We start from the raw sequence: 14,030 nt of genomic DNA on the forward strand, positions 1-14,030 counted from the left end.
GTCATGCCTCCCGCTCAGACTGGGGCCGCGCCGTGGGGCGGCCACGCTGCTGCGGGGCAAGGCCCCTGGCCCGGGTCGACAGCACCGGAACCGGCACCGGCCGGATACAACCCGGTGCGCGCAGCCGAGGAGCTGTTCGCCCAAGGCGCCCCGCCGCAGGGGCAGCCCCCTCAGTACGTGCCGGCCCCGGCAACGGACCCAGCCGCGCACCCGCAGACCGTCCCGGTGCTGACGGCGAAGGAGAAGAAGAGGCAGAAGAAGGAGGCCAAGCGGAAGGCCAAGGCTGCGGCGAATCCCAAGCCGGGGAAGCTGGCGGACGCCACCATGCCTACGGCCGCCGGCGAGCGGTTCGATGTACCGCGTCCGGGCGGGCGGCTGACCGGCGGCCGGGGAACCCACGTCGCCGCCCGGATGACGGCTTTGGTGACCGTGTCTCTCCTCGCGCTGGGCATGGTCGGCGTGATGGCCTACAACGCCGGGCACCCCGCTCCGACGGAGTCTGGCATCAGCGACGAGGAGGTGTCCCAGTACAGGCTGACCTCGTTCCCGGTGGAACGGGCGATCGCCTTCGCTGATCGCTACGCCCGGCTGTGCGCGAATCAGAACCCCGAGCAGGCCGAGCAGCGGCGCCAGGCCATCGTGCGTCTGTCCTCCGCCGGGGTGGACACCACGTGCGGGTGGGACGGCAAGGGCAGCCAGGTTGTGGCGTACTCGGTGTGGTCGGGCTACATGGAGCCGATCGCCGAGTATCCGGAGCACGGCTACTACATCGGTATACAGGTCCAGTTCACGACCGGGGCTCTGCGGACCCTGTCCGTTCCGGTGTGGGTGAACGACCTGAAGTCGGGCGACGGCATGAGGGTCGTCGGCGACGTGGGCACGCTGCCGCAGCCGGACCAGGCGACCCCGCCGGCGGTGAAGGACCCGCTCCAGGTCGACTCTGAGCTGTCGACGGAACTCCAGGGGAAGCTGTTCGCGGATTTCTACGCCTCCTGGGGCGCCTCGAACGGCACGACGTTGACGCGCTACGTCGCACCGGGGGCGAGCAGCGCGGCCAGGGCGGGCCTTCGGGGGGCGTTGCAGTCCCCGAAGGTGTCCGACGTCAAGGTGCTGCTCCCGAAGGGTGTGGCGGCGACGGATGGCCACAAGTGGAAGGTCGACGATGTCACCTGGTCTCGGGTGAGTGTGCAGTGGAAGGCCGGGAGCACCCATGTCACCGAGCGATATCGGGTGCAGATCGTCCTGACTGACCAGGGCTGGTTCGTGAAGGACATCCGCGCTGGCGTCTCAGACGAGTCGGGCGGCAAGGCTCCCACCTCCTGACCGGGCGGCTTCCCTGGCCTTCAGCAAGCCTCGTCTCCTGCCTGCCGAGCCGGCGGCTGGGGGACGGGGCTTTTGCGTGGCCGGAATCAGCGTGAGAAAGGGGGTGTCCGCTTTGCGGTCTACAACGTGAGCGTCGGAAATCCGCAGCTCACGCAAGGTGAACGCTCATGTCTCATGTCTTCGCGGCTGTCGCGGCCTTCAGCCCGCCGTCTCTGCACACGCTCGCCGCTCCAACGGTGGGCGGTGTGCTGGCCAACCTCGGCACCGAGGTGAAGGTCATCGGCCTGGCGCTCGCCGGTCTGATGATTGTGGTCCTCGGCATCAAGGTCATCATCTCGATGAAGGGTGGCCAGAGCCTGCGCGAGGCGATACAGAACCTCGGCGTTCTCGGGCTCGGCGTCGCGATCATCGTCAGCGGCGCGGTGATCCTCACCATCATCCAGACGCTCGCGACCAACACGCTCAAGTAGCGGCTGTCCCCAGCCAGGTGCGGCCGACTGGGGCAGCTCCATCTCAAGGAGCTTCATGGACTGGCACGACGGCGACGGGATCGTCGCCCACGACTACACGCGGATGAGGGACCGCCCGAAGCGGATGTTCCGGCTGGGTGGTCCGCTGCCGCAGTGGATGCCAGGGATCAACATGCAGGCCTGCGGCGTGGCCTTGCTGGTGGCCCTGTGCTGGGGGCTGCTGCTTGGGCTGATCAGCCTCGTGATTCCGCCGTTGCGTGATGCGTGGTGGGTGACCGTCGCGTTGTTCGCGCCTCCTCCCATCCTCGTCGGCTGGATGTGGTCTCGCCCCATCCCTGGTAGCCAGCTGCGGCCGGGCTCGGAGGTGGTGGTCCGGCTCGACTACGCCTTCCGGCAGCCGCGTCGGGTCCAGGGTCTGGGCCGGTCGGAGGAACCGCACCGCCTGCACTGGCAAGTCATTTTCTGGTCCCCGCCCGGAGGACCTTCCACCCGCACACGAGAGGAGGTCTCCTGATGGGGGCGCTCATCATCGGATTCGTAGCGATCGTGGCCGTGCTGGTCCTGGCCTGGTTTCTCGTGCCGTCGAAGAAAGACGACCTCGCCGACGAACCGAAGAAGGACAAGAAGTCGACCGGCGGCGGCAACACACAGACGCGTGAGGACGCGCAGCGGTTGCCGTACCGGTACGCCGATGACGCGATGTTCATCCACGGAGACTCGGTGTGGACCGGGATCCGGCTGACGACCCATCCTGAGGAGTTGGCGTCGCCAGAGGAGCTCACCGCGATGGCCACGGAGCCCGGCCGGGTGTTCGCCGCGCTCGGCCGGTCCGGCCGGCCGGTGGAGTGGCACCTGAAGATCGTGGAGAAGCCGGTCGACGCGGCCGCCGAGACCGCGAAGATTGTCGACGCGGCGTGGCTGCCGACCGCCAACTTCCGCGCCTACGTGGAACGCATCGCGGAGTACCAGCAGCGGCTGGGCGCCTCGGAGCGTGAGGTCGCGCTGTTCATCAAGCTCGGCTCGCTGGCACACGGGCCAGCGGTGGACCTGGGAGAGACGGCGGCCGAGGTGCCTCGCACCCGCGGCGAGGACCGGCCGGGGCTGGCCGCACGGGCGGGGGAGCTGGTCACCGGCGTGGCGGAGGAGGACCTGGCGCCAGCCACGGTCGAGCGGTGGCAGGCGGTTGCGGCCTCCGTCCACCAGGCGTTCGGCAGGCTCGGCGAGCCGCTCTCGCGCACCGACCTCGTCTACCACATCCGCAAGCCTCTGTACGGGCACCTGCCGGTCCCCAAGGAGCCGCTGATCCACTCCCGGGCCTGGGGCCGCTCCCAGTTCGACCTGGTCGTCGACTTCCGCGGTGACAACTCCAGGCCGACACACATCGAGATCGAGCAGGTCGACGAGGAGACCGGGCAGCAGCTCATCTCGTACACGACCACGCTGGTCGTCGCATCGTGGCCGGAGAACGTGCGCTTCCAGCAGTACCAGGCCTGGGCACGCAAGGTGGGGGAGCTGGACTTCCCGGTGGATGTCTCCTGGCGCGGCACGCTGTTGCCGGCCGAGCGGTTCACCAAGGAGATAGGCAAGATCCACAACAACCTCAAGGACGAGTACGAGGACATGGTCGCCGGTGGCCGGACACCGGACCAGCAGCTGACCGACCAGGTGGCCGTGTCCAAGGACGCGGTCGACATCGCCGTGGAGAACCCGCGCCCCGGGTTCGAGGGCCGGATGCGGTTCACGGTGTCCGCGCCGACGGTGGAGGAACTGAACCGGCGGGCCAGCGAACTGAAGAAGCACCTGGAGCGGCAGGCCGGGGTGGAAGTACTGCGGGCCAAGCGGCTGCAGTGGCGCCTGATGCAGGAGGCGCTGCCGGGCGACGAGCCGAAGCTGCCGATCGCCCCGTACCAGCGGATCCAGTCGCTGGAGACGTTCGGGGTTGGCCTGCCTACGGCCGGGGTGAACATCGGGGACCGTACGAGCCGGGACCGCAGCGGTCATGTGCTCGGCTGGAAGGGCCCGTTCATCGGCTGGTCCGGCCGGTTCCCTGTCCACTATGGGCTGCACGTCGGCCCGGCCCGCAACATGGGCGCGGGCGTCGCCTGCGCCGGTGCGTCCGGCGGCGGCAAGTCGTCCCTGGGTCTGTTGAAGTTCTTCCAGGAGTCGGAGTCGGGCACCGAGTGCGTGGCGATCGACCCTAAGGTCGACTTCGCGCAGATGTGCTACTACCTGGCCTTCGGGGCGCAGGTGAACGACCCCGAGTTCGAACAGGAGGCCGCTGAGGGCACCATCGGCACGGCGTACTCGAAGTTCCAGCCGGTCAACGGGGAGTTCTGGGCCGAGACCCGGGTCATCGACCTCCTCAAGAGCCACGACGGTGTGCTGGACCCGTGGTCGATCACTCCGGACGTCCACGCCGGCCGGCTGGTAGCGGAGACGATGTTCGCCGGGTTCATCGGCCAGCAGATGTGGCAGCGGATCCAGGTGCCGGTCACCGTCGCCATGGAAGCGGTGATGGACAGGTACGACCAGCGGCTGCAGGCCGCAATGTCGCAGGGTTCGAGCGCCGCGCAGGCCTCGGCCACCACGCCGCGGCCGACCGCGTGGGAGGTCGTACAGAACATCGAGGAGCAGCTCGCGGCCGCCCAGGCGGATTCAGCGAGCCGGGCCGACAAGCTCGCCGAGCTGGAGCTGGCGGTCACCGTGCTGCGGTCGCTGCGGAAGATGCCGTACGCACGGCTGGCGTTCGCCAAGGAGCCGAGGCCGTTTGAGACGGTCCGGCGGCGCCGCACGGTGATCACGCTGCGCGGTCTGGAGCTGCCGCAGGACGACAACCCGGACAACTGGCAGGCGCCGGACCGGCTCGCGTCGACGATCCTGCAGATGGTGATGCGGATGGCCAGCCAGATGCTGGACGTCAAGCTGGAACAGCACCCCGTGACGGGGAAGATGGCGACGCGTCCCAAGGCCCTGTTCGTCGACGAGAGTTACGTGGTGACTGCGACGCCGGCGGGCCGGTCGCTGCTGCAGCGTGCCCTAAAGCAGGGCCGTTCGTACGCGATGGTTGTCTACCTGATCACGCAGCAGGTGGCCGACCTCATCCGGATCGAGGATGCGGAGTCCCGCGAGGGCGGCACGAACCAGATCCACAGCGCGTTCATGTTCCTGCAGAAGTCCGTGGAGGAGGCCCGTCGGGTCGCGCCGATGCTCAAGCGGGATCCGGACGACCCGCGGGTCACCGCCTCGCTGATGGAGCCCCACTTGGAGACCGGCGTGTGCATGTACCGCGACGCCGACAACCGCGTGGGCACGACCGAGATCGACCTGGTCTTCGCGGAGCTGCTGCGGGCCACCGACACCAACCCGAAGACCAGGCCCGCCCGGCAGGCGGTCGACCCGCCGGCCGATGTCGCGGACTGGTCATTCCAGAGTGAGATGGACGACCTGGAGGTGGCGGCCTGATGAGCGTCGCATTCGCTGTTCGGCTGATACCGCCAAAACCCCGGTGCGGATCCGTCCGGGCGGGCATGACACCGCTCGCCGTCCCGGCGGGCAGTCTCCCCACGCCCCGCCGCCGCGGACTTGTGACTCGCGGCATACGCCGGACTGGTACGGCGGCCCGGGCGGGCGTGTTCACGGTACTGACCGTGCTGGCCCTGGTCCTCGGCACCCCCATGTCCACCGCGCAGGCGGCACCGTTTGGGCTGGACTGCATCGGCGTGCCAGGCAAGGGCAACTGGGGACCGGAGTTCTACGCCTCGGCGTCCACCGTGCTGCTTCCTTCGGCTCAGCCCGAGTACGGGCCTGAGCCGAAGGCGGACATGAGCAAGAAGACCCTGGCCCGGAACTACACGCTCTACGAGCTGACCAACGGCCGCGGCCTGCTGTGGTCGACGTACAAGAAGGACGTCGACGGCGACGACTCGTGCTCGATCATGGACATCGCCGGTAACTGGATGGCCCAGACAGTCTTCGAATCTGCCAAGTCTCTGGGCAGCTTCAGCCTGGCGATCCAGGACCTCGCCATGAATACGGCCCCGTTCCAGGATCTCTACCAGGGCAAGGACGGGACCGCGAACAGCCTGGTGGCGAAGCTGTACGCGACGTTGTGGGCCCCGCTGGGCACGGTCATGATCATCCTCTGTGGTGCCTGGGTGGTGGTGCACAGCAAGACCAAAAGCCGCACCAAGGTGTGGCAGGGCCTGGGCGGCATGGTTGCATCCTTGTTCATCAGCGCCCTGCTGCTTCAGGGCTCCTGGTACACCACCGTCACCTCCGAGGCTGACAAGGCCATCAACGGGTTCTCCTCGGCGATGACCGAAGTCATGCTCCCGGAGAACGTCAGCTCGAAGACGGCCGACCCGTGCTGGCTTGCCGAGGGGGTTCCGAACCGGGCCAAGCGGATCAGCTCCTGCACCATGTACAAGGCCATGATGTTCACGCCGTGGGCCGCGGGACAGTTCGGGCAGAACGCCAACACCGTCATCGACAGCGGTTGGAAGGGCGACGCGGGCGGCGGATGGGACAAAGACGACTGCTCGCTGGGTTACCGGTGCACCGACATCCGCACGGCCCAGGTGATGGCGCAGACATTCACCCGCGCTGACAATCTTGGCTCGCTGGCCAAGAAGGGCGACTACTTCGAGAAGGTCGCCGACCAGATGGCCAAGGGCGAGAGGAAGAGCCGGTTCAACGACTGGCGCGGGGCCAACCCGTCCAGTCGGATGCAGGTCGCGCTCGCCTCAAGTGTCTCCAACCTGCTTCTCGCGCCGTCGATCGACATCGTCGCCCTGTTCAAGCTGTTCTGGGAGGGGTTCATCCTCGTCCTGATAATCGTGCTGCCAGTCATCGGAGCGGTGGCGGCCTTCCCACCAGCGACGTTCGTGGCACGGGAGTGGGGCAACGCCTTCACCATCGCCTTCATACTCAAGGCCATCGCCTGGACCGCGCTCACCCTCCTGATGGCGATCTACAGCATGATCCTCAGCAGCAACGCCTCCCTGGGCGTCCAGGTGCTGATGCTCATCATGGTGGCAGCCGGCATCTGGCACTTCGCGATCAAGATGATGAAGGGCGCCAAGCGCAGCGCCGATCAGGCCTTCGAGGCCCAGGCGGCGTACAACGACGTCACCAGCCGCACGGGGAGCTTCGCCAGGACCCAGGCGCGGTCCGCGGCCCGACGAGTTGTCGGGAGCCGCAGGCCCAGTCCGCGCGGCGTGCGTCGGCCACAGGGACCGAAGGGACCCAACGCGAGCTCATCAGGGCGCAGCGGGTCGGGACCGTCCCAGCCCGGCACCACATCCGGCGGCAGGCGTCCTTCACCGAGGACGTCGGACTCCTCGTCGGGTGGAAGGCGTCCGGAGCCCGTGACCGGACGCAGCCCGGGCGCAGCAGGAAGTGGCGGCAGAGCCCGGGCAAACACGCGCGGCGACGACCCGGATCTCACCCCGACGACCCCACGGAGGACGGCAGGAAGGGACAGCCTGGCCGGGGCAAACGACGGCACCTCCCGTCCGGCCGGGTCCGGCCGGACGCCGACACCGAGGCCGGACGGAGGCGGAAGCTCCGGTGGGGAGGGAGCGACCGCTGCTCCGCCGGCCCGGGCACCGTCCCCTCGGGCGCGTGCCACCCGTCCGGGGCCGGAGCCGGTGTCCATCTCGGGGCCGGAGCGGACCGACCCCGTCCCTCGCAGGCGCGCACCCCGGCCTGCTCCGTCCCCGGAGCCGGGTGAACTTCCCCGCCGGTCGGCCAGCCCCCGGCCGCCGGTCGGCGAAACACCACCCAGGCCCCCGGCCCCGCGCGAGGACTGATAAGGAAACGGAAGGGCTCGGCCACGGGATGATCCCGTGGCCGAGCCTGTATTCGTCTGGGTCCCGGTTGCGGCTGGTTCAGCGGAGCGCCATGGCTGTCGCCGTGACGTCCCGCTGTCGCCGATCCCCGCGCTCCTGGGCAGCCGCTCGCTGGCCCTTGGTCGTCAGCCGCCGTCGCCTCACCACAAGGTGCTGGAGATGGCTTTCCGCTCCCGTTGAAGCCAGCAGGGTCACGCGGTGGTCGACGTACTGGTGCGCGGCCCTGTCCCAGATGCCAGCCAGATCGATGGACACGAACTCGTCGACGAGGCCGGCATGCGGCGCTGCGACGAGCGTGACAACGTCACTCGGGCTGACGCTCAGCGCCCGGGCCAGGGCCCGGTCCTCCGCGGCGAACCGGCCGAGCGCGTCCGCCAGTTCGCTTGCGGAGCCGTTGAGCGTGTACGCCTGCACTCTCGTCCCTGACTGGTTGTCGACGCGAGCGAGGGTGACATGCCCGGGGGGCAGCCGGTGAACGACTGCGACCGCACCGTCGGCGCCGACGTGCACCTGGCTCCCTCCGGAGCTGGAAGGCGGTACCGACAGCCACAGCCGGTCCGCACCGTCGCGGAGCGGGTCGGGTGTCCCGGCGTTTGAGGACCAAGTGCGGTACAGACGCGCCCGTACGGCCGCCGGGAAGCCGGAGCGGAGCACAAGGACGAAGACAGTGGCGGCGGCCGCGGTCGACAGGGAGGAAGCGGGGAACACCGCGGCGGCCAGAGCCGTGACACTGATCGCGAGGTGGCACAGGAAAACTGTCACGGCGCGTGAGCCCCGATGCCGCGCCGAAAGCCATGCTCCGGCCGGCACGGCGAGAGTGAGGGCCCACATCGGTACGACTTCCCACGAGGCGATGGCTTCGGGAACGCCCGCAGCCTCGCCGGTTCGGCTGATGACGGCGGGGATCCACATCATCGTCAGGCAGGTCGACATCACAGCCGTGGCGATGGTGCGGTTCCGCCTGAGCCACAGGAGGAACCCGCACAGGGCACCCAGCGCGCACATGAGGAGGCCCACCGCGGGGCTCATCGCTGCCAGCTGCAGTACAGCGAGCGCGGCACCAAGCCCGCCAGCGGTGACGAGTAGACAACGAGAGCGCGGTGACGTACGCGCGAGAAGCGGTGTGGTCATGCCGGGGCCGTCCTTCTTCTGCGGGGTCGAAGCCGCCTGGGACCCTAAGGACGGAATCGGACAGGGCCCCGAAGACGCGTCTTCGGGGCCCCGTCACTGCCAGGTTCAGGCGGTCGTGTGAATTTCCGCGTCCTGCAGATCAGCCGCCCAGGGACCGACCTTCTTCCACTCCTGATCAGCAGTGAGGATCCAGCCGGTGGCGGCGTCGCCGTCTTCGACCTTGGCCACGGCCTGGCCGTCGGGGAACACCCACAGCTCGGTCTCACCGTCGGTGCTCGTCGTCGCCGGCAGCGCCTTGGGCAGCTCCTTCAGCTTCAGCTGGGAGCCCACGGTGGTGAACCGCCACATCTTCCGCTCGCTCTGGGCCGCGGAGCCGCTGTCGATCAAACCGGACATGCCGTCCAGCGTCGACGCGCCGTTGCCGCCAGCACCACTGACACTCAAAGGAAGGGCCGGCTTACCGTCACTTCCCTTCACATAGCTGAAGGTGACCTTCTCACTGCCGGTTCCCGAGGCCGGGTTCGTCCACCCGGTGTCCACCGTGCCGCGGACTGTGCGGGCGCTGACCGGGCCGCTGGCGACAGGGGTACCGGCGGCGTCGACGAGCCAGCAGCTCCACGGGGTGAAGCCCTCCTGGCCCGGGCTGCGGGAGAACGCGGTCTGGCACTCCTGGCTCTTCCAGTACGTCTGCACCTCGGCGGGGACGTCGTGCTTACGCACGGTGCGGGTACTACCGGCCTGCCAGTCCTTGACGTTGACGGACCACAGCGACGTGATCTTGTACTGGCCGGCGGTCGAGCTGGACCAGGTCTCGCCGGTGGGGCTGTCAGCCGCGGTGGTCTGGAACCACAGCTCCGGCTCCTTCGGCGACCCGGTGAACTGGGCGCCGGACACGGTGCCGGTCACACCGGCGGCGGTCAGCTGCTCACGGGTCAAAGTCAGGACACCCTTGCCGCTGCCGGCGGCCGCGAGGTCCGCAACCTTGAGCGCTCCGTCGGGGGCGCTGGCGCTCATGCCGCTCTCGCCCAGCAGGGCGTACTCGAAGGAACTGTCGAAGACGCGGCTGCGGCTGCCGGTCCCGGCGAGCTGGCCCTGGGCGACCGGTTCGGGAACCGTGACCTGCTTGCGGATCTGCAGAGTTTCGCGCTCCAGCGCCGCGACGGCTACGCCCTGGTGGGCGACGAGGTCCTTGCCGAGACGTATCTCAAGGCCCGGCCCTGCCGTCTGCGAGGGTTTCGCGCTGTCGTTCTTGGCGGGGGTGCTCTTGCCCTCGCCGCCGGAGCTGGAGCAACCGGCCGCGAGCAGGACGGCGGCCGCAGCCGCCACAGCGCGGGTGGGAAAGCGGTTCATGTACCTCTCCTTGAGCTCGGTGTTCCGCCACAGCACCTCGGGCGACGAAATAATCAGAAAGTCGCGGCCATTTGACCACTGTCTGTCCGTGTGGGCGAAACCGGCTATGCCGTCGACCGGTGAGTTTGCACCAGCATTGGCGAGATGCTGCTGGCCGGGAGGGTGGAGGCTTCAGGCAGTCACGGCCTTCATCCGGACAGGATCAGGGCCTGCACCTCAGGGATCGCGAACACGGTACCCGCCGTGGTGAGCACGCCGAGTGCTGGGACGAGCACGACTTTCTCGAAGCTCCCGCCGGCTCGAATCCGGAACCTGGCCGGAAGAGCAAACTCCCACCAGCGTTTCCCGCGGTGCACGATCGGCCAGGCGAGCGGGCAACCCTGCTTCGTGATCATGTCGCCGAGGCAGTGGGTGAGCGATCCGACCGCGACGGCCAGGCCGAGAACCGGGTATCCGCGCCCGGTCGGCAGCCACCACGCAGCGCCCACCGCCGCGGCACCTGTCACGAGCGTGGTGACGACCCAGCTTTGGCGTCGGGCCCATCTGCCCATCAAGCCGCGCATTGCAAGACCCAGCATCAAGAAGAGCACAATCGCCGCGGCTGGCTTCCCGAGCAGCCCGCACGCTGCACTGACCAGGCCGCCGAATGCGACGGCGAACACAGCCGTGTGCGTGAGAGTGCGATGCCCGCCTGTGCGTGGTGCCTCACGGGCCATACGAGTGGCGTTGTAGACCGTCGTCGAGACCCGGTCGGCCAGGTGCGACAGAGCTATGGAGACCGGCCCGAACGTCCTGGCGACAGTCGACGAGGGGTGGTCAATATCTGGCAGCAGAGCAGCCCCCGCAGACACGGCAGCGCCGACCGCGAGTTCAGCGGAGGGAACGGCGAACCCGCACAGCTGCAGGCCCGCGGCACCCGCCATCCACACAGCCACGCCCGACAAGGCGTGCGTAGGTCCCATCACCATCTGTCAGGCCGCCTGTCCGAAGAGGTCCGACACAAGTCCGGCGAGGAACTCGACGGTAGGCGGCACCCACCGGTAGGTGACGTCTGCGATACCTCCTACGAACGCTGTGACGAGATCGCGAATGCCGCTCGCGTTGCTGTCACGCACGTATCTGAGAACGCCGCAGACCAGGCCGATGGTCAGCAAGGCGGTCAGCAGCCACCGTGCAATACGTATCACTGGGGAATCCCTTCAAAGGTCTGTTGAAGCGTCACCAGCTGAGCTGGTCACCAAGCCGACGGATCACGTCCTTCATCGACTCCCCGAAGTCGGTAATGGTCTCGGTAGTACGGCCGAGCCAACCTGGATCAGTGACGTCGCTGCCGTGCCCTGTCCACCGCCAGAAGCCGATCACAAGACCAGTCGCAACGAGTGCAAGAAGGACGCGTTTTAGCCTTCCTCCAGGACTGCGCAATCGTGATGACATGCCACGATTGTGTCGCTGAAAGAGGACACGACCGGCGGCAGGGCCTATGTGACAGTCCTGCTCCCTGGATTCGAATCCGTCATCTTGTCCATGGTCAAGTGCGGACCGTTGCCGGGAGGGCGCTGCCCTCCCGGACCCACCCGCCAGCGCCTGGATGCGCTGGACCATCCCTGGAGGGGACGCTATAGCGGCGTCCCCTCCAGACCTCCCCTTCGCCCTAAGTCACGGTCCTGCGCTCCGCGCACCCTTCGGGCGCTAGGCGCCCTCAGTGGACCGTGCCTACCGAGACTGTGGTTGCTCCAGTATGTGGTTACGGTGAGAGGTTCATGTCAGTAGTGAGGGCGAGGGTTGAAGGTGGCTGGCGTGTGGTTGCTGAATCAGGTGGGGTTGTCCTAATACAGTCGGTTGGCTTCCGGGGTGAGAATCAACCAACTGCCTTGAGAGGAACTGTAGATGCCGAGTGAGGACCTGGACCCTCGGGGTAGGTAGCAAACAGTTCAGTGCGACACCAGGTCCGATGGAAGAGTTGGTTCTGGGCTGTAGATGTCCACAGGCGTGGTTCTTTGTTTAAGAGAGCTGGAGATTGAAACCCACGCTGACCTGCACTTTTGCCCAAATGATCATGGTCTGGCGAGCACATTCGGCTGTGGAAAGTGTTAATGAAGCGAGCACGTTTTGAGGTAAAACTTAGGCTCAACCTAATTTTTCGAAGCGCTCGCCGACGATTAATATCCCCAGGTCAGGGCGCTGCGGGGCGGGTCGATGCGGGGGCTTGTTGACTGTCAGACAGCACCGGGATGTGCCCCGAGCTCGATACATGAACTTAGGCTGAGCCTGATTCTTCACTCTTGGGCACACTGGAACTTAGGCTGACCCTAAGTTTCTCGCCCCAGGTGCGCACGATGCTGGCCAGAACGCCAAAACTTAGGCTCAGCCTAAGTTCTTCCAGAGGGGCCCACCGAGCGGAGAGGGAGCGGGGGCACGCACATGGTCCCCCTGGAAGGCGCCGTGTACGTCGCAGCCACTTCGGTTTGCCGGACGGGGCGAGCCCGTGGCCGGGGTGTGTGCTCTTACCGACGTCCAGGCTGAGGAAGACGCCCATGTTGCTGGTGTCGATCACCGTGCTACTTGCTGGCAACGGTGCTGGCCATGGTGTCGGGGGCGTTTTCGCGCATTCACGTTATGAAGACCTGCCGCTCTCGAACGGTCGGGCATTGCCCCCAGCCAGGCGGTGGTCGTCAGCCGGAGCGAGCATGGCGAGGGTGATGTGCCGGTGCCAGGCGGTCCAGTTGCGGACCTGGTAGTGGTCGAGACCGACCTGGCCCTTGGCGGCCTGGAAGCATTCCTCGATGCTCCAGCGGACACCGGCGACGCGGACCAGTTCGGACAGGGGCACTTCGGTGGGTGACCAGCACAGATAGAAGGCGAGTTCGCCGGTGGACCGGTTGCGGCGGACGAGCAGGTGCCGATGGCTGTCGGTGCCGATGTGGACCCAGGCCCAGTCGTAGTACCGCGGTCCTTTCGCGCCGGCTCCGGCGCTGTGCCGCTGCCAGGCAGAGGCGGGCAGCCGGCCGGCGACAGTATCTGCGCGGATGGGCGTGCGGCCTTGGTTGATCCTCACCCGGGTCGAACAGGCGACGGCCAGGACGTAGCCGACGCCGCGCTCCTCGATGGCGGCGCGGAGCTGGGGGTCCTGGCCGTAAGCTTCGTCGCCGGTCACCCAGGGGGCGGTGATCCCGGCGTCCAGTGCGGCGGTGATCATTTCTGCGGCCAGGCGCGGCTTGGTGGCGAACTCCACGTCGTCGGGTATCCCGGCCGCGCTGCGGCGTTCGGGATCAGTGCACCAGGAGTGTTCCGGGAGGTAGAGCCGTCGGTCGATCAGGGCCCGGCCCCCGGCTGGTGGCCAGGGCGAGGAACACGCCGACCTGGGCGTTCTCGATGCGTCCCGCGGTGCCGGTGTACTGCCTCTGCACTCCTGCCGAGGACCGGCCCTTCTTCAGGAAGCCGGTCTCGTCGACCACGAGAACGCTGCCGTCGGTGCCGAGGTGTTCGGCGGCGTAGACGCGCAGGTCGTCGCGGACGGCCTCGGCATCCCAGCGGGCGTAGCGCAGCAGGCGTTGCATCGGCCCGGGCCGGGCAAGGCCGCCCTGTTCGGCCAGCTGGTGAGGTCGACTCGGGGCGCCCTGCTGGTGTTTCCACCAGTGGGTTTCCCCGAGCCGCCTCCCGAACCGGACGTGCCCGATCTCCAGGCATCCGGCTCTCCACAAGCCCTCTCAGACGGCCGCTGCCATCGTGGTCCCGCTCAGCCAAGGCGAGGGGATCTTGTTCCCGCGATACAGATAGCGGTTGGTCCGCACCTTCGCGCACCTGAACAAGACGACCTCGTCGTCGGCGGGCCACCATCGGCCCGCGCAGTAGCGACGGCGCAGACTCTTCCAGTTGGACCGGCGGTGTTTGCGCCGCAACCATCCGA

11 protein-coding genes and 1 pseudogene are annotated in these 14,030 nt (G+C 67.7%); 5 read left to right on the forward strand and 7 right to left on the reverse strand.

Annotation, left to right across the window (positions count from 1 at the left end):
- The first annotated feature begins 114 nt into the window (after positions 1-114).
- The 5 genes from ACFYXM_RS28155 to ACFYXM_RS28175 all read left to right on the forward strand — a co-directional run bounded on the left by ACFYXM_RS28155 (position 115) and on the right by ACFYXM_RS28175 (position 7,603).
- Positions 115-1,323, forward strand: a complete 1,209-nt coding sequence (locus ACFYXM_RS28155; protein WP_389293464.1) for a conjugal transfer protein — start codon at positions 115-117, stop codon at positions 1,321-1,323.
- Between the two features lie 167 nt (positions 1,324-1,490).
- A complete protein-coding gene (locus ACFYXM_RS28160) occupies positions 1,491-1,793 on the forward strand; it encodes a hypothetical protein (RefSeq protein WP_389293465.1) in 303 nt (100 codons plus the stop codon).
- Between the two features lie 55 nt (positions 1,794-1,848).
- Positions 1,849-2,307 carry a hypothetical protein gene (locus ACFYXM_RS28165; protein WP_389293466.1) on the forward strand — a complete coding sequence of 153 codons (459 nt, stop codon included), beginning with the start codon at positions 1,849-1,851 and terminating at the stop codon, positions 2,305-2,307.
- A complete protein-coding gene (locus ACFYXM_RS28170) occupies positions 2,307-5,255 on the forward strand; it encodes an ATP-binding protein (protein ID WP_389293467.1) in 2,949 nt (982 codons plus the stop codon). The genes ACFYXM_RS28165 and ACFYXM_RS28170 overlap by 1 nt, the downstream gene beginning before the upstream one ends.
- A gap of 167 nt (positions 5,256-5,422) precedes the next feature.
- Positions 5,423-7,603: a hypothetical protein gene (locus ACFYXM_RS28175; RefSeq protein WP_389293469.1), complete on the forward strand. Its 2,181-nt coding sequence runs from the start codon at positions 5,423-5,425 to the stop codon at positions 7,601-7,603.
- Positions 7,604-7,681: 78 nt separating this feature from the next.
- On the opposite strand, the gene ACFYXM_RS28180 is transcribed toward ACFYXM_RS28175, so the two are convergent.
- The 7 genes and pseudogenes from ACFYXM_RS28180 to ACFYXM_RS28210 all read right to left on the reverse strand — a co-directional run.
- Positions 7,682-8,773: a hypothetical protein gene (locus tag ACFYXM_RS28180; protein ID WP_389293471.1), complete on the reverse strand. Its 1,092-nt coding sequence runs from the start codon at positions 8,771-8,773 to the stop codon at positions 7,682-7,684.
- Positions 8,774-8,878: 105 nt separating this feature from the next.
- On the reverse strand, positions 8,879-10,123 hold the full coding sequence (locus tag ACFYXM_RS28185) for a hypothetical protein (RefSeq protein ID WP_389293473.1): 1,245 nt from the start codon (positions 10,121-10,123) through the stop codon (positions 8,879-8,881).
- Between the two features lie 188 nt (positions 10,124-10,311).
- Positions 10,312-11,091, reverse strand: coding sequence for a metal-dependent hydrolase (locus ACFYXM_RS28190; RefSeq protein ID WP_389293475.1), 780 nt, complete (start codon positions 11,089-11,091; stop codon positions 10,312-10,314).
- A 3-nt stretch (positions 11,092-11,094) separates the two neighbouring features.
- On the reverse strand, positions 11,095-11,310 hold the full coding sequence (locus ACFYXM_RS28195; protein ID WP_389293477.1) for a hypothetical protein: 216 nt from the start codon (positions 11,308-11,310) through the stop codon (positions 11,095-11,097).
- 1,427 nt (positions 11,311-12,737) lie between these two features.
- Complete coding sequence (locus ACFYXM_RS28200) at positions 12,738-13,439, reverse strand: IS701 family transposase (protein ID WP_389293480.1); 702 nt, start codon at positions 13,437-13,439, stop codon at positions 12,738-12,740.
- Positions 13,393-13,824, reverse strand: coding sequence for a transposase (locus ACFYXM_RS28205; protein ID WP_389293479.1), 432 nt, complete (start codon positions 13,822-13,824; stop codon positions 13,393-13,395). Before ACFYXM_RS28205 ends, ACFYXM_RS28200 begins: the two co-directional genes overlap by 47 nt.
- Before the next feature lie 6 nt (positions 13,825-13,830).
- Positions 13,831-14,030 (reverse strand): annotated as a pseudogene (locus ACFYXM_RS28210) (hypothetical protein); the annotation flags it as partial.

Source organism: Streptomyces sp. NPDC002476 (assembly GCF_042889785.1).
In the GTDB taxonomy this organism is placed as follows: Bacteria; Actinomycetota; Actinomycetes; order Streptomycetales; family Streptomycetaceae; genus Streptomyces.

Excerpts from the sequence above, each read along its gene's own strand:
- ACFYXM_RS28160 (WP_389293465.1), top strand. The coding sequence starts at position 1,491 with ATGTCTCATGTCTTCGCGGCTGTCGCGGCCTTCAGCCCGCCGTCTCTG.
- ACFYXM_RS28165 (WP_389293466.1), top strand. The coding sequence starts at position 1,849 with ATGGACTGGCACGACGGCGACGGGATCGTCGCCCACGACTACACGCGG.
- ACFYXM_RS28170 (WP_389293467.1), top strand. The coding sequence starts at position 2,307 with ATGGGGGCGCTCATCATCGGATTCGTAGCGATCGTGGCCGTGCTGGTC.
- ACFYXM_RS28180 (WP_389293471.1), bottom strand. The coding sequence starts at position 8,773 with ATGACCACACCGCTTCTCGCGCGTACGTCACCGCGCTCTCGTTGTCTA.
- ACFYXM_RS28185 (WP_389293473.1), bottom strand. The coding sequence starts at position 10,123 with ATGAACCGCTTTCCCACCCGCGCTGTGGCGGCTGCGGCCGCCGTCCTG.
- ACFYXM_RS28190 (WP_389293475.1), bottom strand. The coding sequence starts at position 11,091 with ATGGTGATGGGACCTACGCACGCCTTGTCGGGCGTGGCTGTGTGGATG.